The sequence below is a fragment of the Rhodothermus profundi genome (assembly GCF_900142415.1).
GTDB lineage: Bacteria > Bacteroidota > Rhodothermia > Rhodothermales > Rhodothermaceae > Rhodothermus > Rhodothermus profundi.
Genome location: NZ_FRAU01000004.1, coordinates 244,441 through 265,764, shown reverse-complemented (window position 1 = coordinate 265,764; position 21,324 = coordinate 244,441). Strand labels below are relative to the sequence as shown.

Genomic DNA, 21,324 nt, shown 5'->3' with positions numbered 1-21,324 from the left:
CGTCCGGGTCTGGTGCTCGTAGAAAAGGCGGGTGCATGCCGCGACAACGAGGGCCTGCCAGGCGGTGCCGTCCGCTTTAAATGAGAGCAGGGCGCCGCACTCCTGCATTTTGTTGTGGGACAAATGCTCCGGATGCTTTGAGGGCCTGGAGAAGGCGCGTGGGACACACGCGAATGGTCGTGCAAGTGGCAGGTGCTGGCGCATGGCCGGCGAAACCGAACAGCCAGGATGCGCAGCGGCAACCAGGTGTTGAACGAAGTAAGCACAGCTTCGGCTGTTTGCTGAATCATCCGAAAGCGGACAAAAAAGTTGTCCGCTTCTCGAACAATCAAGGTACCTCCCACAAAGCCAGCGCGGCCTGTCAGTGAGGGAAGCACCAGATCTGCTCCCAGTTCCAGCGGTCGCCGAAAAGGCAGGAGAGGCCACGCGCTCTCTACGACCAACCGGGCACCTATCGCAGTCCCGGTGCGACCGTGCGGTTAGATCAGTAATCTTTCGTAACAGATTGGAAGGTGTTTCCGCCCAGATTGGTCGTCCAAAGCCGTTCGAACAGCTTCCAGATCGGTAAAGCTGACGGTGCTATGCCGGATCTCTCGGTTTGTAATGCGGTTTTCAAGTAAATTTCGCACACCATAGTGGATGTTGTCTGGAATCAAAACATGGCTTTCGGGTTCCAGTGCTTGCAGCAGGGCAGTAGCGGCCGCCCTTTCCGAGATCAAGGCGGCGCGGGCCTGTCCACCTTCGAGGCATGCCAGCGTATCTTCGAGTTGGTTACGAGGAAGATTGTCGTGGCGGCTATAAACATAGCCCTGCAAAGAGCTTCCATCGAAAGCGCGCTCGAAGGTTGGGCGCAGGTGGAGGAGAGGGGGGACGGCACCGCCTGTGGGATCCGGATGGCATCCGGCCCTGGCCAGCAGAGTTTCACGATGAAGCCGATCGTGGTATATGTTTTGTCGCAGAATAATTGATTGCTTCTCAAAGGAATATAGATTGAAGCCGATCCCATGAGATATAGAGAGTCAAGCCTTTAAAAAAACATGCGACGGCGGCTGACTGCAACACAACAAGTCCCTCACGCTTCGCCGGGCAGGCTGATCGCTGGAGTTTTTCTCGGGGGCACGTTGCTAAGCGTGGGATTGGCCGCTGCTTCGCTGGTGCTGGGCTGGGGAAGCCGGGGGCTCATAGGGGCGCTGCTTCTTGGCATGGCGGCATGGGGGAGTGGCGTATTGCTCATGGGAAGGCAGCGGGCCAGAGTGCTGGCCATCTATCAGGCCTTCTTTGAGCATGCGCTAGAGGGTATCTTTCAGGCTGACCGGGAAGGATATCTGCTGGCCGCTAATCCGGCATTGGCCCGCATGCTGGGCTATGAACGACCCGAGCAGCTCCGCGGCATACATCTGCCCACACAGGTGCTGGCTGATGCTGCCGACTTTCAACATTTGCTCCCTCAGCTTCAGGAACATGGTGCTGTCAGTAATTACTGTCTCCAGCTTCGGCGGCGCAGCGGTGAGGTTTTCTGGGCGCGCATGAATATCTGGACGCAGCAGGATCTGCTGGAAGGAACTCTGGAGGATATTTCCGAATGGCAACAAGCTGAGGCCGCCTTTCGGGCCAGCGAAGCGCGTTACCGGACGCTGCTGGAACACCTGCCTGTGGGTGTCTATCGAAGCACGCCAGACGGTACCATCCGCGCGGCAAACACGGCCATCGCGCGGATGCTCGGATATGATGCAGTAGAAGATTTGCTGCAGGCCAATGCCCGTACATTTTACGTTGACCCCAAACAGCGAGAGGCATTTCTAGAATGGCTTCGGGAAAAGGGCGAAGCGGTCGCTGAACTGGCGTTGCGTCGCTTGGATGGCGCGGTCATCTGGGTGCAGGACCATGCGCGGTGTATTGTCGAAAAGGATGGGCAGGTATACTTCGACGGAGTACTGATTGACATCACCGAACGAAAAGAAGCCGAACAGGCCCTCCAGGAAAGCGAACGGCGCTATCAGCAGCTTCTGGAGCAGCTTCCTGAACCAGTGGTCGTGCACGACGGCAAAACCATTCTCTACGCCAATGCGGCGGCTGCTACCTTTGCCGGACTGGCAAAGCCCGAGGAATTAATCGGGAAATCGATCTATCAGTTTTTGCAAACCGAGAAAGCTGAAGCGATTCGGCGCTATCTGGAACTGGCGACCCAGCGAGGCCAGCAGTTACCCGTTGCAGAATTGCAGCTCATTCGAGCAGATGGGGCGGTACGAGAGGTTGAGCTCATTAGCGCGCCCGTTCAGTACCAGGGACGCCCGGCTTTCCAAGTAGTCCTTCGCGACATTACCGAACGAAAGCAATACGAACGGCAGCTTCTGGAAGCTAAAGAGCGGGCTGAAGAAATTGCTCGGCTTAAATCGACGCTGCTTAGCAACATCAGTCATGAGATTCGCACGCCCCTGGCTGGGATTATTGGCTTTGCCGAGGTGCTCGAAGAAGAACTGGACGATCCGCATCGCGAGCTGGCCAGTCTGATTCGCGATAGCGGCCGGCGGCTCCTGGAGACGCTCAACACGCTGCTGGATCTGGCGCGTATCGAAGCGGGAGCCTTTATGCTTACTCCGGAGCCGTTCGATGCGGTCGATGAGGTGCGGCAAAGCGTTCGCATTTTTCAAAACATGATTGAAAACAAAGGGCTTAAGCTCGTGCTGGACGTACCAGACGAGCCGGTGCCGGTCTACCTGGATCGCAACGGCTTTCACCGCATCGTTATCAATCTGGTCTCCAATGCAGTCAAGTTTACTGATCAAGGAATGATTCGCGTTGCGCTTGCGGCCAGAGGAGATCAGTTGCAGCTCCAGGTGCAGGACACGGGAGTCGGCATTGATCCAGCGTTTCTACCGCACATTTTTGAGGAGTTTCGTCAGGAGCACGATGGGTTAACGCGTTCCCATCGGGGAAGTGGACTGGGGCTGGCCATTACGCATCGGCTGATCGAGATGATGGGGGGACGCATTGAGGTTACCAGTGAAAAAGGCAAAGGCAGCACATTTACCGTCTGGCTCCCGCTCCGTTTGACCAACGGAACGCGCTCAGAGTCGCCTTCGGCTGCGGCGAATTCAACAAAGTCAAACGACTGAGATCGGCTAGGGACGTTATTTTGAAAACGGTGTTTTTGCTTCCGGAAGGCTCTGCTCAGGTAGTTATGAATCCGGAAATTGCCCGTCTGCGCCGTGAATATGCGGGCCAACCTCTGGACGAGGCGCAGGCACCTGATGACCCGCTAACGCTTTTTCGGCGCTGGTTTGAAGAGGCGCGTCGCGCCGAACTTACCGATCCGAATGCTATGGTGCTGGCTACCGCGGATGCATCGGGGCGCCCCTCGGCTCGCGTAATGCTGCTCAAAGACTTTGATGAGGCCGGGTTTGTCTTTTATACAAACTATGAAAGCCGTAAAGGACAGGAGTTGACTGAAAATCCCCGGGCCGCGCTGGTCTTCTGGTGGGCGGAGCTGATGCGACAGGTTCGGATTGAAGGGTGCGTGGAGAAACTCCCGGATGAAGAGGCCGATGCCTACTTTCAGACGCGACCGCGCGAAAGTCAGCTCGGGGCCTGGGCTTCGCCCCAGAGCCAGGTGATTCCCAATCGCAATGTGCTGGAGCAGCGGGTAGCGGAACTGGCGCAGCAGTTCGATGGCCGTGAGGTACCTCGCCCTCCTTACTGGGGTGGGTTTCGCGTAGTGCCCGAAGTAATTGAATTCTGGCAGGGACGACCGGGGCGTTTGCACGATCGGTTGCGCTATCGGCGCACGGAGCAGGGATGGGTGCGGGAACGACTGGCGCCGTAAGAGGCCGCCTGCTCAGTGAAATTGTCGATCGGTGAGGCGCTCTACGTCAGCGCGGGTGATGACCTGCCAGCGTGGCGCGCTCAGTCGGCCGCTGCTCGAACGGCTGAACGTGGCCCGGAGGAAGAGTTCTTTAGCGGAAGCCCGAGCACCCCGAAAGCTGAAGGCGCCCCAGTGGAAGACCCAGTAGGCCTGCGTTGGATTAAAGCCAAACTGACGACTCAGGCGCTCCGCCAGATAGCGGGCATCGGCTATAGTGGACGGCCCTGCGTTTTCAGCCAGTTCCTGAAGGACAACCACATAGGAACGGTCGGTACCCGGAGGCGTGCGGTAAAGCTGCACGCGGCAGCGACCTTCTTGCCGATAACCCTGCCAGACAAACAGGGTATCGATAAGAGGTTGCGCATAGACCAGACGGACAGGCAGCAACATCACGGCAAAGCACGCCAGGTGCAACGCAGACATGTTGCCTTGACTTTGGATATTCTTGAAAAGACCTGAATGAAAGATACAAACGCAGCTCATGGCATATACAACCCTGGTTGATCCTGAAACGCTTCAGACGCACCTTGACGATCCGGATTGGGTCGTGGTGGACTGCCGGTTTTCGTTGAACGATCCGGCATATGGACGGCAGGCCTATCTAGAAGCGCATATTCCTGGAGCTGTTTATGCGCATCTGGACGCAGACCTCTCGGGGCCGGTTGTGCCCGGCCAGACTGGTCGGCATCCGTTGCCTGATCCAGACCAGTTGGCCCAGAAGCTAGGAGCCTGGGGCATTGACGCCCGCACGCAGGTGGTGGCCTACGACGATGCAGGCGGGGCTTTTGCGGCGCGGCTCTGGTGGTTGCTGGGCTGGCTCGGACACGAGGCGGTGGCGGTGCTTGACGGAGGATGGCCGCGTTGGGTGCAAGAGGGACGCCCGGTGCGTAAGGGAGTGGAGCGGCGGACGGCTCGGACCTTTAAGCCGCAGGTGCGCTCGGAATGGGTGGTAACGGCCGAGGAGGTGATGCAGCGGCTTCAGGATCCCGCGTGGCGGTTGTTGGATGCACGGGCGCCAGAGCGCTACCGGGGCGAGCAGGAACCGATAGATCCAGTGGCGGGCCATATCCCGGGCGCTGTAAACGCCCCGTTTACGGAGAACCTGACGTCTGAAGGCACGTTTCGCCCGCCAGCGGCGTTGCGGCAGCGGTTTATGGCGTTGCTGGGAAACGTACCGCCTGAGCGGGTGATCTGCTACTGTGGCTCCGGTGTGACAGCCGCGCACAATCTGCTGGCTTTGGCACACGCTGGCCTGCCGGGTGCCCGACTGTATGTGGGTTCCTGGAGTGAGTGGATTACCGATCCGCAGCGTCCTGTAGCCCGTGGTCCCCGGCCCTGAACGCAAATGCACGCGCCACTTTAGGTAGCAGTGAGCTGTCGGTAAAGCGCGGCCACCTGTTGGCGAAGCGCCTCTAAAGAGCCGGTATTTTCAATGACAAAGTCGGCGCGCTGACGGAGCACTTCCGGAGGAAGCTGGTGGCGCATGCGGGCGCGCACCTGCTCGGGAGCCATGCCATCGCGCGCTACTACCCGCCGAATCCGCTCGCCTTCGGGCGCGTCCACTACGAGCACATGATCAACAAGCTGGTCAGCACCTGATTCAAACAGCAGGGCAGCCTCCAGTACCAGCAGCGGCACGCGCTCACGTGCCGCTTGCTCACATGCTTGCTTAAAAGCAGCCAGCACACGTGGGTGAACCAGCGCGTTCAGTTGGCGCAGCGCTTCAGGATCGCGAAATACGCGGGCGGCCAGATAGGCCCGGTTGAGCTGACCGTCGGGCTGGTAGCTCTGGGGACCAAACGCTTCAACAATGGCGTGGCGTAGTCCGGGATCCTCGACCATGAGGCGCTTGGCTACCTCATCGGCATAGAATACCCGGGCGCCCAGTGCTTCCAGCAGGCGGCATACCGTGCTCTTGCCGCTGCCGATACCACCTGTAACACCCAGCGTGCGAACGCAGTGCGGTTTTAGCGTTGCCATGTGAGCGAAAACGTCAGGTTCGGAATGCGAGTGCGCGGGCCATTCCAGGCAGCCTTGCGGATACGCTCGGCCGAGGCTTCGGGTAACGGTCCATAGAGACGCCGGTGCAGTCGTTGCAGCATCAGCCAGCCCTCCAGAGAAAAGGTCAGCGTGCGGCCGAGTTGCCAGTTGAGCCTGCAGGTAGGGCCTAGCTGGACAATCCACAACTGCCCCGGTCGGTTTACCGTAGCCGGACTGCCTTCGGCATTGGTGTAGGCGATCAGCAGCCGGGCCATGTAGTCGCGTCGAAGAAAGATACGGAACCCTACGCTGCTGCGCAGAGACCCTGTGTGGGTTTCCAACTGAAGCCAGCCGGTGTAGGTGCGCAGCGTGTCGAACGGAATCTCCGCAAACCGGTCCCAGAGCAGGCGTCCGAGCCGCAGTTCGGTATAGGCGCCTTCCAGGCGAATGCGAAGCCGGGGCGTCAGGGCTTGTTCCGTCTGAAGTCGGTAGCTCAGTTCTCGGGCGGCCTGATCCTGACGTTGCCGGCCTGGCAAGACAAAGTCGTCTACCGTATAGGCGGCGCGCACTTCACCTTGCAGGGACAGCCGGGTGGTTGCTGAGGGGGTCCAGTGCAGGCGGGGTTGCAGCCGGAGGGTACGCTGCACGTAATTTTCGGCAGACCGGACCGCATTCAGATAAACCAGATGGTAGCGACTTCCTTCCAATCCAAGCTCTAACGCTAGCGCTGAAGTTAGGTGAAGGCGCAGATCAATTCGAGCTAATTGCTGCAGCTCGTCACGGTCGTCCGGGTTGACTTCAGGCGTGTCGTGGCGTAGAATGGTAGCGTAGGCCCGCAGGCCAACGGTCAGGCGTCCGGTTTCGAGCCAGCCCTGCCCACTCAGCGTCAGATAGCCGCGTGCGTAGTCCGCCTGGCGAAGCAGGAGGGCTTTCTGAAAGGCCTGTGCGGCGGGAAGGGTTGCGCGGTTCGTCAGCGTGCGCACCTCTTCTTCGGCACCGGTTTCCAGTTCAATGGCAAGGCGCAGTTTCTTCTGGCTGTACAGCAGAGCCAGCGCACCGTCGAGCTGGCGATGGTCGAAGCGCGTGTTAAAGAAGAGGGCGTCCTCTGGGGTTTGTAGAAAGCGCACCTGTCGGCGGAACCATTGGCCGCTGAGACGCCCGCGTAGCAGCAGATGGGGATGCAGCGATAGCTGCGCCGCAAAAGTTCCTTGCAGCGTATCGCTCCAGGTTGCCTCAACGGCCTGGGGTGGGGTAGCGACGCTCCGGTTCAGGAAAGAGACGGCCTGATAAGTATCCCGCCGGAAGCGGGCGCCGCGGAGCTGCACATGGAAATCGAGCGCATCGACCTGTCGTTGAAACAGGAAGTCAACGTAAGCCGTGAGTCCGCGGCGTGGAGTCAGATACTGCAAGAGGCTTCCGCTTTCCAGCCGCAGCGTGTAGCCGGCTGGTGTAGAGGGGCGCCAGCCCAGGCGTAGGCTAAGCGCCGGGCCATAGTCGGTTTGCAGCGGTGTCAGGGGAGCATTGCCACCGACGCCAGGACGTTGATCCAGCGCAAATCCCAGCGCAGGTTCCAGCCAGAATCCCGCATAAGGCTGGTAGCGGAGACCGGCCAATGCCTGTTGCGTTAGCACGCGGCTCTGGTTGAACCAGGCTATTTGACCGAATAGCCGCGGTTGCAGCACAAAGCTGCCCGTTGGCGTGAACGTCCAGTTTGCCCAGGATTCGTCCCGGAAGTCCAACTGGCCGGCCCCATAGAGAAACGCATCGCTTACAAAGCGTTGTTGCCAGGTTAACCGCCAGCTTCCCACCACAGGCATAAGATGTAGCCCGGCTGTCCAACGGTAACGGCTGACGTCCCGCACGAAGCCTGTCTGGACCGTCCAGACCGACTGAGCGGCTGCCATCTGGCCGAGCAGCATCAGCCACAGAAGGCCGGCTGTCGGCTTTAGCCACCGCGCCGATGCGCCGGTAAGGTGAACCATATCTGGTTGATATAAAAAACCCCTCCTGCACCTGGCTATGAACGCCGGTGCTGCGCAGGCGATGCAGGGCATCGCTGGAGACGCCCCGAAGGTTCTGGGTTTGTAGCCGTCCGTGGATTGTTGCGGCGGGGCAAACGCCCTTTAATTAGCCAGGCGGCCAGGTGAACTTGCGGCCGCCCAGCAGATGCAAATGCAGGTGGTAGACAGATTGCTGGGCGTCTGGCCCTGTGTTGAACACCGTGCGGTATCCGGTGCGAGCAATGCCCTCGCGCTCGGCCATTTGACGGGCCACTACAAACAGGTGCCCGACAAGCGTTGCGTCTTCTTCGGTGATTTCGTTAAGGGAAGGGATGGGCTTGCGAGGAATAATGAGTAGATGCACCGGGGCTTGTGGGTTGATATCGCGCAGCACAATGCACTGTTCGTCTTCATAGACGATATCGCCCGGCAGTTCGCCGTCCATGATGCGCTGAAACAGCGTCTTCTCCGCCATAGCTTATCGAATGGTTGAGAGGCTACCGATTGCTTTCAAAATATAGGGTATGGCAGGCTTTTCTGCCTGCAACAGATGGGCAACTGGATGGGCAAACAGGAACGCGCCTGCTGGCCACACGTTTGTGGCTAGCGATCCTGAGACAATCCAGTGGTCGGAGGATGCCAACAGTTTATGTGACCCGTCGCGTTCGGTTTAGTGCGGCGCACCGCCTGCATAATCCGGCCCGATCGGAGGCGTGGAACCAGAAGACCTTCGGGCTCTGCAATCATCCAAACTGGCATGGGCATAACTATGTGTTGGAGGTCACGGTAGCAGGAGAGCCCGATCCGGAAACCGGCTTTGTGCTGAACCTTTCTCATTTAAAGGAAATTCTGGAGACGTGCATTTTGAAGAAGTTGGATCACAAGAATCTGAATTTGGACGTTGACTTTTTGCAGGGAGTGATCCCGACTACGGAAAACCTAGCTATTGCGATCTGGCGAGAGTTAGAAAGCGCGCTTCCGAAGGGGCGTTTGCACTGCGTTCGGCTTTATGAGACGGAGCATAATTACGTGGAGTACTATGGCGAAGAATAAATCGGCTCGGGTGCTGACCACAGCAACGGCTTCCCTGGATCTGGATGACTATCCGGTTGGACGTTACGAACGGATCGATCGGTATGCCCCGGAGGTAACCGAGGCGATTCAGCAACATGTGCGGGAGATTTTGCGCTGGCTCGGTGAAGATCCGGACCGTGAGGGATTGCAGCGTACGCCAGAGCGGGTGGCACTGGCATTTCAGTATCTAACGCAGGGGTATCACCAGGACCCGCGAGCCATTCTGGAATCGGCTCTGTTCGAGGAGGATTACAGTGAAATGATTCTGGTGCGGGATATACAGATTTACTCGCTCTGTGAACATCATTTATTGCCGTTTTTCGGCAAGGCCCATGTGGCGTATATTCCGAACCGAAAGATTGTTGGGTTGAGTAAGATTCCTCGCGTGGTGGATGTTTTTGCCCGGCGACTACAGGTCCAGGAACGGTTGACGATTCAGATTCGGGATGCGCTGGAAGAAGTGCTGCAACCGTTAGGGGTGGCGGTAGTGATCGAAGCGCAGCACCTGTGCATGATGATGCGCGGAGTGGAAAAGCAACACGCTGTTACGACCACCAGCGCTATGAGCGGAGAGTTTTTAAAGGAAGCTACGCGGGCTGAGTTCATGCGGCTGATCAACGGAGGATAGGGCCGTGCCTGTGGTTGTTGTTACCGGTGCCAGTCAGGGGATTGGGGCGGCTATTGCCCGGGCATTTGCCGAAGAGCCGCAGGCGCGTTTGGTACTGGTAGCCCGTCGATTACAAAAACTGGAGGCAGTAGCCGCTGATTGTCGGGCGCGGGGAGCCGAAACCCTGGTGCTTCCGTGCGATGTGACCGATGAAGCGGCTGTTGCTGCGATGGCGCGTCAGGTACTTGACCGCTGGGGAGCGCCCGACGTGCTGGTAAATAACGCTGGACAATTTCAGCCAGCCCCGCTGCGGGATACGTCGGTAGACACGTTTCGGGCTCAGCTTGAAGTCAACTTAACCAGTGCTTTCCTGGTGACGCAGGCCTTTCTGGAGTCCATGATCGCCCGGCGGCGGGGGCATATTTTCTTTATGGGATCGGTGGCTTCGCTTCGGGCCTATCCAGGCAGCGTGGCCTATTGTGCCGCCAAGCATGGGCTGCTGGGACTGGCCCGGGTGGTGCGTGAGGAGACGCGGACGCTGGGCATTCGGGTAACGGTACTGCTTCCCGGTGCGACGCACACGCCGAGCTGGGAAGGCGTAGCGCTGCCTGAGGAACGCTTCATGCCGGCCGAAGATATTGCGCAGACCGTACGAGCCCTCCACCACCTGTCGGCCCGCACGGTGGCTGAAGAAATTATTCTGCGCCCTCAGGAAGGAGATATTTGATCAGGTCTCCTGATGCATTAAGCGTTGGCGAACAGCCTCGCCCAGAGCTTGCAGCCGCTCACTGATCCGTACAGGGTAGGGGGGGACGGCTTCTTCGAGCATCAGCAGTCGTTCAGGAAGACGGGCCAACCCCTGGCGGGCGCGTTCCCGTGCTGCCGCCAGCGTATCCTGTCCGGCTTCGGTACGCTGGCCGCCGCGCATCACGCAGCGCAGCAGCGGCTCGCCCCCTTCTAGCTGCTCATCATGGCAGGCAATCACGTCGTAGGCAGCGTATCCGTTTTCGTCGTAGAACCGAAAGACCTGTTTGCGGCCCGGCAGGTTAGCCTTCTTCAGGGAGAGTTTCATGCGGCCTTCCCCCTCAAACTCACTCAGCTTGTAGGCGCTGTCAAGATAGGGACGGTCGCTGATGGTGCCCATGCGCGTGCCCACGCCAAAGCCGTCGATAGGGGCACCCTGCGCCAGCAGCTCAGCGATTCGGTATTCGTCGAGACTGCCGCTAGCAAAGATTTTAATGTGCGCCAGACCCGCTTCATCTAACATGCGTCGCGCTTCTCGGGCCAGGGTGGCCAGATCTCCTGAGTCGAGCCGAATAGCGCCAATCTGAAACTGATCACCTGCTTCTTTGCAGAGCGCAATGACTTTACGGACGCCCTCCAGGGTGTCGTAGGTGTCCACCAGCAGCGTTGTCCCTGGATAGAGTCCGGCAAAGGCGCGAAAGGCATCTTCTTCGGTGGGGTGGGCTTCCACATAACTATGCGCCATGGTACCGGTGACTGGCATGCCGTAGAGTTGTCCGCCCAGGACCAGCGAGGTTGCCTGGATGCCGGCAATGTAGTAAGCGCGGACGGCCTTTAGCGCTGCGTCTGCGCCGTGCATCCGACGGGCGCCGAAGTCTGCGACAAGACGGCCCTGCGCGGCTGTTACAACGCGACTGGCTTTTGAGGCAATGCCTGTCTGAAAGGTGATCTGGTTGAGCACAAATGTTTCAATAAGCTGGGCCTGACCGATAGGCGCAACTACCTGGAGCAGCGGTTCGCCGGCAAAGACAGGAGTCCCTTCAGGTATGGCATATACGTCTCCTGTAAAGCGGAATCGCGCCAGATATTCCAGGAAGTCGGCGTCAAAGCGGCCCAGTGAAGCCAGATAATCAAGTGCTTCCTGCGAAAAGTGCAACGTTTCCAGATAGTGGAGAACGGTGTCCAGTCCGCAGGCCAGCAGATAATTGCGCCCGGGCATCTGGCGCACGAACAGATCGAATGTTGCTACGGCCGTGTCCAGGCCTTCCCGATAGTAGGCCTGGAGCATGGTCAGTTCATACAGATCGGTAAACAGCGCGGCGTTTTCGTCGGTTACCCAGCTCATGGGCAAAAGGAAAATTTTTCTTCAAGCCTACGGCCCTTCGCAGAAACAGAAGATACAGCACCCGCAGGTTCCCATGCTGTTAGAGGCTTTGTTTTGTTGGGTTCCACAGCGTGGGGGCCTGAGATTCTGTGTTTGTGTCATTTTTACGAAAAACCCGACGGAACGGCACTTTTGTTGCCCTTTGCCCGACTAACGACTGCAAGGCTACACGGCGCGCATGATGCAGGGACTGAATCGACTGGTGTTGATCAGTAACGATGAAGCGCTGGGAGCTCAACTGGAGGCCTGGCTTCCAGACGTAGGCGTGCAAGTATATGAAAGGTTCCCTTCTCTCCAGGCGCTGCTTGCTTGCTGGCATGAGTTTGAGGCGGCCCCGCCAGACGTGATGTTGGTCGATTTAGATCTGCCTGATTGCCAAGGACTGGATGCCTTTGCTGAGGTCAAGGTGCGAGCCATCAACATTCCAGTTGTGGCCCTGATTGATCGAAGCGAGGCCGTACTGGGGCCTCATCTGTTGCAGATGGGGGCGGCTGATTACCTCTTTCGGGATAGGGTGAGCGTTTCTCTCCTAGAGCACATCCTGCAGCGGGCGTGGGAGCGGCAGCGCGTGCAGAACAACCTCTCAGAGTACCTGCAGGAGTTGTATGCCAGTGAGGCGCGTTTCCGGGCTGTATTGCGACATTATCCTGACGGTCTGCTGATCTTGGATGCTGAGGGGCGGATTCTGATGGCCAACGATGAAGCGCAACGATTGCTGGAGTGTGCCGAGACCCATCTGGTTGGACAGCCGCTTACGGCTTTTGTCCAGGAAGAGACGCCAGGATTTGGTCGGCTTGTTGGAGCGTCCGAGACCGTCCAGGTGCGTATGCAGCTTGTTTCATGCGAGGAGGATTCCTGCCGGTTGGTGCTTTTGCGTCCTTTGACAGCGACCGAACGAGGGGAAATTGCAAGGGACCACCAGACGGCAGCGCTGTCCGAGGTTATTCTGGCGACGCTTGACGCAGCCGTGCTGGTGGCCGACCGGACGGGACACGTAGTATATGCCAATCGGGCGGCTACGGTGCTAATGGGAAGCGCGCCCCGCCAGCTCCTGGGACGTCCGCTTAATGGCATGTTTGCCGCCCTTATGCCGGGGGCATGCTTTGACCGGCTGATTTCGTGGCTTGAACTGCAAGGCGGTACCTGGAAAGGTATCCGGCAGCTTGGAGATGAAGCCAGCGCGGTGCAGACGTACCAGGTACACATCCAGCTACTGGCAGAACCCCTCCCCGATGCGGTGTTGATTGTACTGCAACCTGTTTCAAGTGAGCTTACGGTGAGCTGACGAAAGCTGCTCAGTTCAGACGAGGATCGTCTGGAAAGTTAGACAGGAGGGCATATTCGCCACCCAGGCGGCGCAGTACGGTGCGCCAGAGCTGCTCGGGCATGTCTTTGAACACATTGACTGCATGGGCTGGCGCCAGAATCCAACCGCTGGCCTCGTATTCGGCTTCGAGCTGGCCAGGCGCCCATCCGGCATAACCCAGAAAGAAGCGTATCTCATCAAGTTCGGGCGGATTCGTGCGTAGTCGGTCCATGAGCGCTTCTACCTCACCGCCCCAGTAGACGCCATCGACTACAGGCTGCGCCTCAGGAATTTCGTCGCCGAGCCGGTGGAGGATATGCAGCGTTTCAGGTTGAACAGGGCCGCCCATAAAGAGCGGATATGAGACCGGTACGTCCAGCACTTCGCGCAGCGTCAGCGTGGTGGGGCGATTCAGGATTAAACCAAAACTGCCGTCTTCTCCATGTGCGCAGAGCAATACTACGGTGCGCCAGAAGTTCGGATCCTCCAACATTGGAGGTGCAATTAGCAAAATTCCTGGACGCAGCGTCAGCGACTCCATGAGTTCGGCTACGAGGCGGTTGTGGAACGCAGCAGCGCTTTAAGGGCACCGCACCACCAGTCGGCGTTGCGGGTAATCGTGGCCACCGTAATATGTTGAAAGTGGGGCATCAGGCGAAGTAAAACAGAAGGAACGGCATCCCAGCGATGCTCGCGAATCAGCCGCTCCAGCTCATCGGCAGCCCTGCGGGTCCAACGCCAGTTTTCGCGCAAGGATTCGGCTTTGCGCCAGTAGCCGCGGTTTTCCCAGGCTTGGGCGCTTTCCTCGATCGTTTCAGCGATGCCTCGAAGGTTAAACACAAAGAAAGCAACCATGTCACGGGCTTCGGCATCGAAATGAGAGCGCCGAGCCAGCAAATGCAGCACCTCGGCGCAGGAACGCAGGTGTTGATGGCGACGCTTGGCTGGCGTGTCGCCTGTCCGAATGATCCGTCCCATAAAAAGCCGCATCGTGTTTTTGGCAGCAAAGATCGGAAATCCTGTCTGAAGCGCCAAGCTGTCTGACTACCATTGCGCTCATCAGTGCGGCACGCTACTCTGGCTCCAGACGTTAGCTTCCAGATGAATCGCTTACATGCAGACGTATCGTTTCGCGCCTTGCCTATGGATGCATGCATCTAGGTGATCCCGGGGAGGCAGAGACGATCTCGAATGCGGTGCGTCAGCGAGCTGCTGTGGTACTGGGCGGCTCTGGAGGCTGGCATTAATCTGTTCGATCATGCCGGCATGTACAGCCGAGGAAAATCAGCGATTGTTTTTGGAACGCTGCTGAAGGGGCGGGTTGTTCGTCGGGAGAAAGTCGTGTTGCAGGCCAGGAGCGGTATTCGATTCGAAGACGATCCGCCGGGTGCGCCGCAGCACTATGATTTCAGCTACGAGCACATTATACGGTCGGTTGAGGGCAGCTCTTGATCACGTCGATGGGTTGCTGGCGCGCTGTTTCAGAGCGAGTGATTGTGCGACTGCATAGCCCCCGCGCACGATACTCCAGGCGCATTGGGTGGCAGATGGACATGTACCGGCATGACAGCCCATGCGACTGCTGGCTGCCTGGCGGGCTGCTGCGAGCGTAGGCTTCAGAGGCAGGAGACAGATGCACGCCCGATCATTAAGCCAGATGAGCCCGTCTCACAGGGGGCCGTAGCACGCATAGCTGGAACCCGCCGGGCTTTGTATCAAGCCATTACGCACTGGTCGCTGCGTTATCCGGGTCTATATGATCGATGATTGGTGCGGCTGGAGCATGCTCAGACCAGTGCCGCGGCTTTAGCCGCGGTGCTAACACGCTAGCAGGGCAGGGTATGGAGAACCCTGTCCTGCTAGCGTGCTGCACGAGGCAGGCGTGTGCTGAGCGTTAGCGGACTATCTGCAAGCGTTGAATGCGTCGCTGGCCGTCTGTCTCTAGGACACACAGGTACAGTCCACTGGCCCAGCCCCGAACGTCCAGCCGCACGGTATGCGTGCCGGCCGGCTGCGGCCCGTCCACCAGGAGAGCCACCTGCCGCCCCAGTAGGTCAAAGATGCGCAACCGCACCGGACCACTTTTCGGCAGATGATAGCGCAGCAGCGCTGTGGTGCGGAATGGATTAGGATAGGGCGGTTCCAGGGCCAGTTCGCGGGGCAGTTCAGCAAGTGGCTCGGCCGGCACGGGCTGGGTACCTACCAGAAACTCCAGCCGGATAGGAATGATGCGGCCGTTCAGGGAGGTGCCATCGCTGAGGGTGGTCTCCCAGAGCGCGCGCCAGCTTCCCTGAAGGGGACCAATGAAGGAGCGATTTTCGACGGTATAGCTGGACGTTGCCAGCACGATGGTGTTGGTGTCCGTTCCTGCGTCCCGATAGCCGATAAACAGCACGTCGGGCAAGTCACCGATCTGCGTGGCATAAGGGAACAGGTCAATTTCAGCAAACGAAATGGTGAACGAGGTGACGCCCTGGTAGGGACGCGGATCGTTCAAGGTCTGTTCAAACAGCACGTCGCCCGGGGTGCCGTCCGGTTGGGCGGCGCGCACAGTTAGCGTAAAATCGCGAGGAGCCGTAGCAGGCGGACCGTTGCCGAACTGGCTGTAGAAGTAAAGTGGCAGAAAGACGCGACCCAGCAGCGTATAGCCTGGTTGCGGGTTTTCAAAGCGCGTGAGCAGTTCCACACCATTTGAGCGAATGAACGGCTGCATCACCTCGCCATTGTCGAACTGCACAATCTGGCTGGTGAAGGTCTGGTCTGAGCTCCACGTGGCGCTGTAGGTAACCTGCGAGCTTGCGGAGGTGGACGTGCGTGTTACGATGAGCACGACCTGGTTATGCGAGCCGGAGAACGTGAACGGAGAGGCAGCAGGATTCAGGTCTTCGACAATAACGCCGCCCCCTTCAGGGTAGCGCAGCGCGCGAAGCGCCAGCGAGGCTCCAGAGAGCGTAACCTGTAAGTCCTTGACATACTGCCACACCAGATAAAGCACGCCGCCTCCCCACAGCAAGATCGTAGTGTCTGGCGTCTGGGTAGTGATGCGGCCGTTGTAGACGACAGAGGGGATAGCGCCTACGTTCTGAAAGTCCGTGCGGCTGTAGCCGTAGGCTGCGTTGACGTTTCGGTTGTTCAGGAAGTTGGCTGTATGAAAGTCCAGCAGGACCTGGTAGAACGAAAGACCATGGGGCGCGAGGGCATTTTGATAGGAGGAGAGGCCGCTTTGTGCGTCGCGCGTGATGGCACCGACGGCCTGCCAGCCAATGCGGTCTTCCAGATAGGTGGTAAACAGGCCCGCGCGTTCGTAGTCGTCCAGCACGTTTACGTTGTCCTGAGACCAGCGGAAGATCGGAACGTTGTACCGCGCCACATCGCTCAGATATCGCATGGCGCGACGCTCATAGCCGTTAATCACTTCGGCCCATTCCGAAAGGCCTTCATTTACAAAGGAGATTTCGTCGATGTCATAGTTGAAGTGAATGAGATGTTGGTATTCGTGCGCGGCCGTCGAAAGCAGCGATTGAATAGGCCGGTTAGTAGAAAGCGAGGGGTTGGTGTCCAGATACAGAATGTCGCGATTATTTCCACTGGGGCTCAGATCGCCACTGTAGACAAAACCAGCAACAAATCCGCCGCCGCTTTGCGGGTCCCAGCCGTCCCGTATGTCGACCAGCAGCACATCGGTTTTGCCGTCGCCATCCACGTTGGGCGGGTTGCCAAAAACATCTTCGACGTTGGCAATAATACCCTGATTGGGGTTAATCGAGCCGGTGGGGGTGGCATCGGCCAGAGCGGACCGTAGCGCTTCTAGTTTGGCATCGGTCACCCAGCCACTGTCAAGCGAAGCAACCTCGACCCACAGATAGAACCGTTCTTCAATAACGCGCAGTTCAAATTCACGCAGCTCGGTCGTTTGGGTCTCAAAGTTGTAGACCTTAAAAGATTGACGATCGCCTACCTGGGGAGGTGCCAGCACAGTTGGTGTTCTGGATAAGAGCCCTAAAGCCTTACGGCGATGAAAGTCTGCCAGCGCCCGTTGGGCTGCGGGCTGGCGGTTAAGCCAGTCGGTGACATGTAGAATATAACTTTCAGGCTGGTCAGCGGATGTTTCAGAAGATAGTGGCTGAAGGGGCTGAGCAGAGGCAGCCACGCTGAAAGACAAAACAAATGCAATGAGTAGTCGGTACATAAGGCAACCCTCTGGTCTGAGTGAGACGTAAGACTTTATTTTTACGAAAAGATCACAGAGCGTTCCTGACAATCTATTCTTGGAGCATGTTGCCATGCGTTATTGCATTTTTGGACTAGGTATGCTTGTCCTAGCAGGATGTGCGACCCAGTCTCCGCCGGCCCAGCCGCCAATCGTCGTAGAAGGCGAAGTGGTGGCACGGGGACAGGCTCCATTTGCTGAACTGGTGCTGGAGACCGCTGCCCGCAACTACTATCTGCTGGTCTTTGAACGCGAGGCCGACCGGCAGGCGGTGGCGGCCGAAGCTCCCCTCTGGTTGCGAGTGGAAGGCACGCCATACCTGGATCGCTGGCAGGGACTTCCGTACACGCATCTTCGGGTGCATCGATGGGAACGATTACGCTGAGGGGGGGAAACGCACAAACAGAGCGCGAAGTTCGCCTGGCGTGACGACGCGGAGTGTGGGAAGGGCGGCAGCCCAGCCCATCAGCAACAGCAGTTCAACGACTGGCTGTTGAAGCGCAGGCCACGTTTGCCAGGCTCCGAAGATCAGGAGGGTCCAGGCTCCCAGGGCGAACACCTGGCGCCAGGGATAGGGTACGGCATAATGTGTTCGGATGAGCCCCCAGAGCGTCAGGGCCATGGTTGCATAAGCCAGGGTAGTAGCCCAGGCGGCGCCCAGCATACCCATCCGGGGTACCAGCAGTGCGTTGAGGAGCAGCGAAACAAGGGCCCCGGCCAGGGTGGCAGGAATAAAAAGCGAGGTGCGATGGCGTAAATAGGCGCCTGCTGAAAACACATAGTACCAGCCTTGAAACAGGTAGCCTAGTAAGGCTACGGGCACGATAAACAAGCCGGTCCAGTAACGCGGGTTAATGAGGGCATAGCCGCCGGGCAGCGGTAGCTGAACGATTTCCTGCGCAAAGAACGAGACGCTCAGCAGTACCAGCAAACTGGCGGCTGTCAGCAGCAAAAAGACGCGTGCGAAAAGCTGGGGGGCATCCGGATCGCGGGCATGCTGCAAGAAAAAAGGTTGCCAGGCAAAGCGGAACATCTGGATGACCAGCATCAGAAAAATGGCCAACTTGAGCACGCCATTGTAAACGCCTACGACATGGTTGCCATAAACGGCCTGGGCGGCCTCCGTCATGCGCTGCTGCACTTCGGGCGTCAGCATGCCTCCGGCGCGCTCCAGAACGGCCTGGGCGGCACGTTCGGCTTCACGAGCGAGTGCGGCAAGGTCAAGCCGCTCATGGTAGAGCTGGCGTACCTGATCCGGCGTCATGCGTTTCAGAAATAGCAGGTTAATGCGATCTGTAATAGCGTAGCCTAACCCACCAGGCAGGAACGGTAATCCAAAGCGCAGCAGATCCCGCCAGAGTTGCCTGTCGAACCATGGCCGCCATAACCGGATGAACTCCGGGCTTAACAATGCCAGCGTAGTGGCCGACGCCACGGCATTAGCCATGAAGACTCCGGCCACGCCCCAGTGCAGGCCGACCAGCAGCCAGATATTGAGGCCAAGATTAACGCACACGCTGGCCAGTCGGATCAAAGCAAAGCGCCAGGCGCGGTTGCTGAGGCGGAGTTCGGCAAAGGGTATAATGGCCAGCGTGTCGAGCAGCAGAATGACCGCCATGTAGTAGAGCAGCCAGCGGTAGCGGGCCTCCAGGTCAATCAGCGTGGCTATAGGAGTGGGAAATAGCACGATCAGCAGAGAGAGCAGAAGCGAAGAGCCCAGAAGGGAGCCGACGGCCGTGCTGAAGACGCGACGTCGTCTATCTTTGCTGGCATGTACGGCAAAACGCAGGTAGGCCGACTCCATGCCGTACTGATAGACAATGTTGAAAAAGAGAAAAGCTGTATAGACAATGGAAATGACACCGTAAGCATCGGGCGAGAAGACATGGGAGTAAAACGGGAAAAGTAAAAAGTTGAACAGCCGGGCCAGAATGGAAGACAGCCCGTAGATGGCGGTTTCGGAAACAAGTTGGCGCAAACGTCCTGCAGGCATAGCGGGCTACCGGTAAGCGCGACGACGCCGGCGCAGGCGAAACAGTACGCCGTCCAGTACCAAATGGCTCAGGTATCCTACGACAGCCGCTCCGTAGAAAGGTAACCCGGAGAAAGGACGCTCCGGAAAGAACAAATAGGGCAGCAGGAGCAGCGGAGAAGGGATGAGGAGCATGGCCCACCAGGTATGGGTCCAGCCGCGGTGTTTGCCCAGGATGGGCAGAATGGCAAAAAGACCGAGGTAGGCTGCTTCCTCGAAGTGGCGGGTAGCGATAAGCACGACATCGACCAGAAAGAAAATCCAGTAAAAAAGCGTCTGGCCCAGCGAGTTGGTGTCGACGTCGGGCCAGAGGGCAAACATCAGGCAGAGACCGAAAAGCGCCAGTGGATAAGCCACCAGCTCGAGCAGGGTAAAGCGGGTGTACGCCGCGTCAACCGAAAAGACATAGAACAATCCGGCCAGGTACACGGCAAAGAAGGCCGTGGCCCCGGCCAGATGTCCTCGATAGTTTGCCACGGTTAGCGTTTTTGCTTCTGGCGCGCGCGTTCTACAAGATACAGAATCGCCAGCCGGTAGCCCATAGCGCCCAGGCCGACGATCTGACCTTCAGATACGGCTGCCGTGAGCGAGTGTTGCCGAAAAGATTCCCGGGCATGCAGGTTTGACAGATGCACTTCCACGACGGGCACCGAGATGGCTGCTACGGCATCGCGGATGGCTACCGACGTATGGGTATAGCCTCCGGGATTGAAAACCACGCCGTCGAAGTGTTCCGTTTCGGCGCGGTGGAGCTGGTCGATCAGTTCGCCTTCGTGGTTGCTCTGCACAAATTCCAGGGTTATGTCCGGAAACGCTTCCCGAAGCATTTTCTCAAGTTGCTGCAGCGTGATCCGTCCGTAGATAGCGGGCTCGCGTTTGCCCAGCAGGTTCAGGTTGGGCCCATTGAGCACAAGGATTTTCATGGCAGAATCATTCTGTTTGGCGTCAAAGGAATGCAGGTTCGCCGGAAGATACAACACCCTGCAGAGTGCGATGTTAAGAAGTGGTGAGACGGCAGGTAAACTGCAGGCCGTCGTAGGCCAGGTTAATGCCTTCGGGTAGCCGGGCATCGACTTCAGCATGCAGCACGTCGTGCGTCATGTGGATAAAATAGGTCTGGCGGGCGCCGATGCGGCGGGCTACCTGGATGGCCTCGTCAATTGAAAAGTGGGTAGGGTGAGGGCGTTCGCGCAGGGCGTCAAGCACAAGCACATCCAGATCCTGGAGACGTTCGTAGCTGGATTCCGGCAGTTGGCTTGCATCGGTCAGATAGGCAAAATGACCGATGCGGTAGCCGTACATAGGCAACTGGCCGTGCAGCACTTCAATGGGTTCCACGCGCAGGCGAGCAGCGTCGCCATAGCGGCTGGTTATCTCAAAGGGTCCTTCAACGGCGTGCAGGTGGAGCCGGGGAACGCCGGGATAGGTGCCATCGGCAAAGATGTACGAGAACATTCGGTAGAGCACGCGGGCGGTGTTGGGCGGGGCGTAGCAAGGGATTGGGCGGCTGTTTTCGAAAAAAAAGGGGCGTAGGTCGTCGATGCCGGCTACATGGTCAAAGTGGTGGTGCGTGTAGAGCACAGCGTCCAGGCGGCGAATGCCTTCGCGCAGCGCCTGCTGCCGAAAGTCGGGGCCGGTATCGATGAGAATGCCCAGTCCATTGGCTTCAATGTAACAGGCGCAGCGCGTGCGCCGGTCGCGGGGGTCGCTGGAGCGGCAGACGCGGCAAGAGCATCCGATAACCGGCACGCCTGTGGAGGTACCGGTGCCCAGCAGCGTTACACGTAGCGTGGCTGTGTCAGTCGAACGCGACATCCAGCACAGCAGCGTCCGTAGATGACGAGGAACGTGCCCAGGCTTCTTCAAGGGCGCGCCGAACGGCCGGTTTCAGGTAGAGCGTGTCGAGCGGCCGGGTGCGCAGCGCTTCGGCCAGCAGGGCCAGATGGACTTCCGGGGGATGTCTTCGGTTAAGCATGATCAGTTCATCCCCCTGCTTGATGCAGTGGCCGCCTCGAAAAGGGCCTGTTTCCAGACGGACTTCCAGGCCAAGCTGGCGGGCTGCGGCGATCAGCTCATCCACCAGCCGACGCGTTGTGGCCTGCCTGCTGTCCCGGGATCTGGCCAT

The 21,324-nt window shown here is 58.5% G+C and carries 23 protein-coding genes; 9 read left to right on the top strand and 14 right to left on the bottom strand.

Features of this window, described 5'->3' with window-relative positions:
* Nucleotides 1–479: 479 nt before the first annotated feature.
* Nucleotides 480–914 (bottom strand): PLP-dependent transferase, encoded by a 435-nt coding sequence (locus BUA15_RS13515; RefSeq protein WP_245771978.1) that lies wholly within the window; start codon nt 912–914, stop codon nt 480–482.
* Nucleotides 915–1,037: 123 nt separating this feature from the next.
* Between BUA15_RS13515 and BUA15_RS07700 the strand changes: the two genes are divergently transcribed.
* Both BUA15_RS07700 and pdxH read left to right on the top strand, forming a co-directional pair.
* Nucleotides 1,038–3,116 (top strand): PAS domain-containing sensor histidine kinase, encoded by a 2,079-nt coding sequence (locus BUA15_RS07700; protein WP_072715405.1) that lies wholly within the window; start codon nt 1,038–1,040, stop codon nt 3,114–3,116.
* A 65-nt stretch (nt 3,117–3,181) separates the two neighbouring features.
* Nucleotides 3,182–3,823: a pyridoxamine 5'-phosphate oxidase gene (gene pdxH, locus BUA15_RS07695; protein ID WP_072715475.1), complete on the top strand. Its 642-nt coding sequence runs from the start codon at nt 3,182–3,184 to the stop codon at nt 3,821–3,823.
* 12 nt (nt 3,824–3,835) lie between these two features.
* On the opposite strand, the gene BUA15_RS07690 is transcribed toward pdxH, so the two are convergent.
* On the bottom strand, nt 3,836–4,285 hold the full coding sequence (locus BUA15_RS07690; RefSeq protein WP_072715404.1) for a hypothetical protein: 450 nt from the start codon (nt 4,283–4,285) through the stop codon (nt 3,836–3,838).
* A gap of 58 nt (nt 4,286–4,343) precedes the next feature.
* Here BUA15_RS07690 and BUA15_RS07685 point away from each other — a divergent pair, with 58 nt between their 5' ends.
* Complete coding sequence (locus BUA15_RS07685) at nt 4,344–5,201, top strand: sulfurtransferase (protein ID WP_072715403.1); 858 nt, start codon at nt 4,344–4,346, stop codon at nt 5,199–5,201.
* A 20-nt stretch (nt 5,202–5,221) separates the two neighbouring features.
* Here BUA15_RS07685 and coaE read toward each other — a convergent pair whose 3' ends face one another.
* The 3 genes from coaE to BUA15_RS07670 all read right to left on the bottom strand — a co-directional run bounded on the left by coaE (nt 5,222) and on the right by BUA15_RS07670 (nt 8,317).
* Nucleotides 5,222–5,842 carry a dephospho-CoA kinase gene (gene coaE / locus BUA15_RS07680; protein ID WP_072715402.1) on the bottom strand — a complete coding sequence of 207 codons (621 nt, stop codon included), beginning with the start codon at nt 5,840–5,842 and terminating at the stop codon, nt 5,222–5,224.
* Nucleotides 5,830–7,824 (bottom strand): hypothetical protein, encoded by a 1,995-nt coding sequence (locus BUA15_RS07675; RefSeq protein WP_072715401.1) that lies wholly within the window; start codon nt 7,822–7,824, stop codon nt 5,830–5,832. The genes coaE and BUA15_RS07675 overlap by 13 nt, the downstream gene beginning before the upstream one ends.
* A 145-nt stretch (nt 7,825–7,969) precedes the next feature.
* Nucleotides 7,970–8,317, bottom strand: coding sequence for a histidine triad nucleotide-binding protein (locus tag BUA15_RS07670; protein WP_072715400.1), 348 nt, complete (start codon nt 8,315–8,317; stop codon nt 7,970–7,972).
* A gap of 161 nt (nt 8,318–8,478) precedes the next feature.
* Here BUA15_RS07670 and BUA15_RS07665 point away from each other — a divergent pair, with 161 nt between their 5' ends.
* Genes BUA15_RS07665 through BUA15_RS07655 form a run of 3 tightly spaced genes read left to right on the top strand, consistent with a single transcriptional unit; the run spans nt 8,479 to nt 10,250 of the window.
* Complete coding sequence (locus tag BUA15_RS07665) at nt 8,479–8,895, top strand: 6-carboxytetrahydropterin synthase (RefSeq protein ID WP_072715399.1); 417 nt, start codon at nt 8,479–8,481, stop codon at nt 8,893–8,895.
* On the top strand, nt 8,882–9,544 hold the full coding sequence (gene folE / locus BUA15_RS07660; protein WP_072715398.1) for a GTP cyclohydrolase I FolE: 663 nt from the start codon (nt 8,882–8,884) through the stop codon (nt 9,542–9,544). The genes BUA15_RS07665 and folE overlap by 14 nt, the downstream gene beginning before the upstream one ends.
* 4 nt (nt 9,545–9,548) lie before the next feature.
* A complete protein-coding gene (locus BUA15_RS07655; RefSeq protein ID WP_072715397.1) occupies nt 9,549–10,250 on the top strand; it encodes an SDR family oxidoreductase in 702 nt (233 codons plus the stop codon).
* Here BUA15_RS07655 and BUA15_RS07650 read toward each other — a convergent pair whose 3' ends face one another.
* On the bottom strand, nt 10,251–11,612 hold the full coding sequence (locus BUA15_RS07650; RefSeq protein WP_072715396.1) for a nicotinate phosphoribosyltransferase: 1,362 nt from the start codon (nt 11,610–11,612) through the stop codon (nt 10,251–10,253).
* Between the two features lie 217 nt (nt 11,613–11,829).
* On the opposite strand from BUA15_RS07650, the gene BUA15_RS07645 reads away from it, so the two are divergent.
* Nucleotides 11,830–12,936 carry a PAS domain-containing protein gene (locus tag BUA15_RS07645; RefSeq protein WP_245771968.1) on the top strand — a complete coding sequence of 369 codons (1,107 nt, stop codon included), beginning with the start codon at nt 11,830–11,832 and terminating at the stop codon, nt 12,934–12,936.
* 10 nt (nt 12,937–12,946) lie between these two features.
* Here BUA15_RS07645 and BUA15_RS07640 read toward each other — a convergent pair whose 3' ends face one another.
* Together BUA15_RS07640 and BUA15_RS07635 are read right to left on the bottom strand one after the other, a co-directional pair.
* Entirely contained in the window at nt 12,947–13,498 is a 552-nt protein-coding gene (locus BUA15_RS07640) for a YqgE/AlgH family protein (protein ID WP_072715395.1), read from the bottom strand.
* Between the two features lie 8 nt (nt 13,499–13,506).
* Nucleotides 13,507–13,935, bottom strand: a complete 429-nt coding sequence (locus BUA15_RS07635; RefSeq protein ID WP_245771967.1) for an isoprenoid biosynthesis enzyme family protein — start codon at nt 13,933–13,935, stop codon at nt 13,507–13,509.
* A gap of 213 nt (nt 13,936–14,148) precedes the next feature.
* On the opposite strand from BUA15_RS07635, the gene BUA15_RS07630 reads away from it, so the two are divergent.
* A complete protein-coding gene (locus BUA15_RS07630; protein WP_072715394.1) occupies nt 14,149–14,409 on the top strand; it encodes an aldo/keto reductase in 261 nt (86 codons plus the stop codon).
* 442 nt (nt 14,410–14,851) lie between these two features.
* Here BUA15_RS07630 and BUA15_RS07625 read toward each other — a convergent pair whose 3' ends face one another.
* Nucleotides 14,852–16,933, bottom strand: a complete 2,082-nt coding sequence (locus BUA15_RS07625; protein ID WP_245771966.1) for a T9SS type A sorting domain-containing protein — start codon at nt 16,931–16,933, stop codon at nt 14,852–14,854.
* Nucleotides 16,934–17,240: 307 nt separating this feature from the next.
* Between BUA15_RS07625 and BUA15_RS07620 the strand changes: the two genes are divergently transcribed.
* Nucleotides 17,241–17,552, top strand: a complete 312-nt coding sequence (locus BUA15_RS07620) for a hypothetical protein (protein ID WP_072715392.1) — start codon at nt 17,241–17,243, stop codon at nt 17,550–17,552.
* Here the strand turns inward: BUA15_RS07620 and BUA15_RS07615 are convergent.
* The 5 genes from BUA15_RS07615 to BUA15_RS07595 form a co-directional block, all read right to left on the bottom strand.
* A complete protein-coding gene (locus BUA15_RS07615; protein ID WP_072715391.1) occupies nt 17,544–19,160 on the bottom strand; it encodes a lipopolysaccharide biosynthesis protein in 1,617 nt (538 codons plus the stop codon). The two genes, BUA15_RS07620 and BUA15_RS07615, sit on opposite strands and share 9 nt — an antisense overlap.
* Before the next feature lie 6 nt (nt 19,161–19,166).
* Entirely contained in the window at nt 19,167–19,676 is a 510-nt protein-coding gene (locus BUA15_RS07610; RefSeq protein ID WP_072715390.1) for a metal-dependent hydrolase, read from the bottom strand.
* Between the two features lie 2 nt (nt 19,677–19,678).
* On the bottom strand, nt 19,679–20,122 hold the full coding sequence (gene aroQ, locus BUA15_RS07605; RefSeq protein ID WP_072715389.1) for a type II 3-dehydroquinate dehydratase: 444 nt from the start codon (nt 20,120–20,122) through the stop codon (nt 19,679–19,681).
* 73 nt (nt 20,123–20,195) lie between these two features.
* Nucleotides 20,196–21,014, bottom strand: a complete 819-nt coding sequence (locus tag BUA15_RS07600; protein WP_072715388.1) for an MBL fold metallo-hydrolase — start codon at nt 21,012–21,014, stop codon at nt 20,196–20,198.
* Nucleotides 20,998–21,324, bottom strand: a complete 327-nt coding sequence (locus tag BUA15_RS07595; protein ID WP_072715387.1) for a hypothetical protein — start codon at nt 21,322–21,324, stop codon at nt 20,998–21,000. The genes BUA15_RS07600 and BUA15_RS07595 overlap by 17 nt, the downstream gene beginning before the upstream one ends.

Coding starts and splice junctions, on each gene's coding strand:
- BUA15_RS07700 (WP_072715405.1), top strand. CDS start 1,038: ATGCGACGGCGGCTGACTGCAACACAACAAGTCCCTCACGCTTCGCCG.
- pdxH (WP_072715475.1), top strand. CDS start 3,182: ATGAATCCGGAAATTGCCCGTCTGCGCCGTGAATATGCGGGCCAACCT.
- BUA15_RS07690 (WP_072715404.1), bottom strand. CDS start 4,285: ATGTCTGCGTTGCACCTGGCGTGCTTTGCCGTGATGTTGCTGCCTGTC.
- BUA15_RS07685 (WP_072715403.1), top strand. CDS start 4,344: ATGGCATATACAACCCTGGTTGATCCTGAAACGCTTCAGACGCACCTT.
- coaE (WP_072715402.1), bottom strand. CDS start 5,842: ATGGCAACGCTAAAACCGCACTGCGTTCGCACGCTGGGTGTTACAGGT.
- BUA15_RS07675 (WP_072715401.1), bottom strand. CDS start 7,824: ATGGTTCACCTTACCGGCGCATCGGCGCGGTGGCTAAAGCCGACAGCC.
- BUA15_RS07670 (WP_072715400.1), bottom strand. CDS start 8,317: ATGGCGGAGAAGACGCTGTTTCAGCGCATCATGGACGGCGAACTGCCG.
- BUA15_RS07665 (WP_072715399.1), top strand. CDS start 8,479: ATGCCAACAGTTTATGTGACCCGTCGCGTTCGGTTTAGTGCGGCGCAC.
- folE (WP_072715398.1), top strand. CDS start 8,882: ATGGCGAAGAATAAATCGGCTCGGGTGCTGACCACAGCAACGGCTTCC.
- BUA15_RS07650 (WP_072715396.1), bottom strand. CDS start 11,612: ATGAGCTGGGTAACCGACGAAAACGCCGCGCTGTTTACCGATCTGTAT.
- BUA15_RS07645 (WP_245771968.1), top strand. CDS start 11,830: ATGATGCAGGGACTGAATCGACTGGTGTTGATCAGTAACGATGAAGCG.
- BUA15_RS07640 (WP_072715395.1), bottom strand. CDS start 13,498: ATGGAGTCGCTGACGCTGCGTCCAGGAATTTTGCTAATTGCACCTCCA.
- BUA15_RS07635 (WP_245771967.1), bottom strand. CDS start 13,935: ATGGGACGGATCATTCGGACAGGCGACACGCCAGCCAAGCGTCGCCAT.
- BUA15_RS07630 (WP_072715394.1), top strand. CDS start 14,149: ATGCGGTGCGTCAGCGAGCTGCTGTGGTACTGGGCGGCTCTGGAGGCT.
- BUA15_RS07620 (WP_072715392.1), top strand. CDS start 17,241: ATGCGTTATTGCATTTTTGGACTAGGTATGCTTGTCCTAGCAGGATGT.
- BUA15_RS07615 (WP_072715391.1), bottom strand. CDS start 19,160: ATGCCTGCAGGACGTTTGCGCCAACTTGTTTCCGAAACCGCCATCTAC.
- aroQ (WP_072715389.1), bottom strand. CDS start 20,122: ATGAAAATCCTTGTGCTCAATGGGCCCAACCTGAACCTGCTGGGCAAA.
- BUA15_RS07600 (WP_072715388.1), bottom strand. CDS start 21,014: ATGTCGCGTTCGACTGACACAGCCACGCTACGTGTAACGCTGCTGGGC.
- BUA15_RS07595 (WP_072715387.1), bottom strand. CDS start 21,324: ATGGCCAGATCCCGGGACAGCAGGCAGGCCACAACGCGTCGGCTGGTG.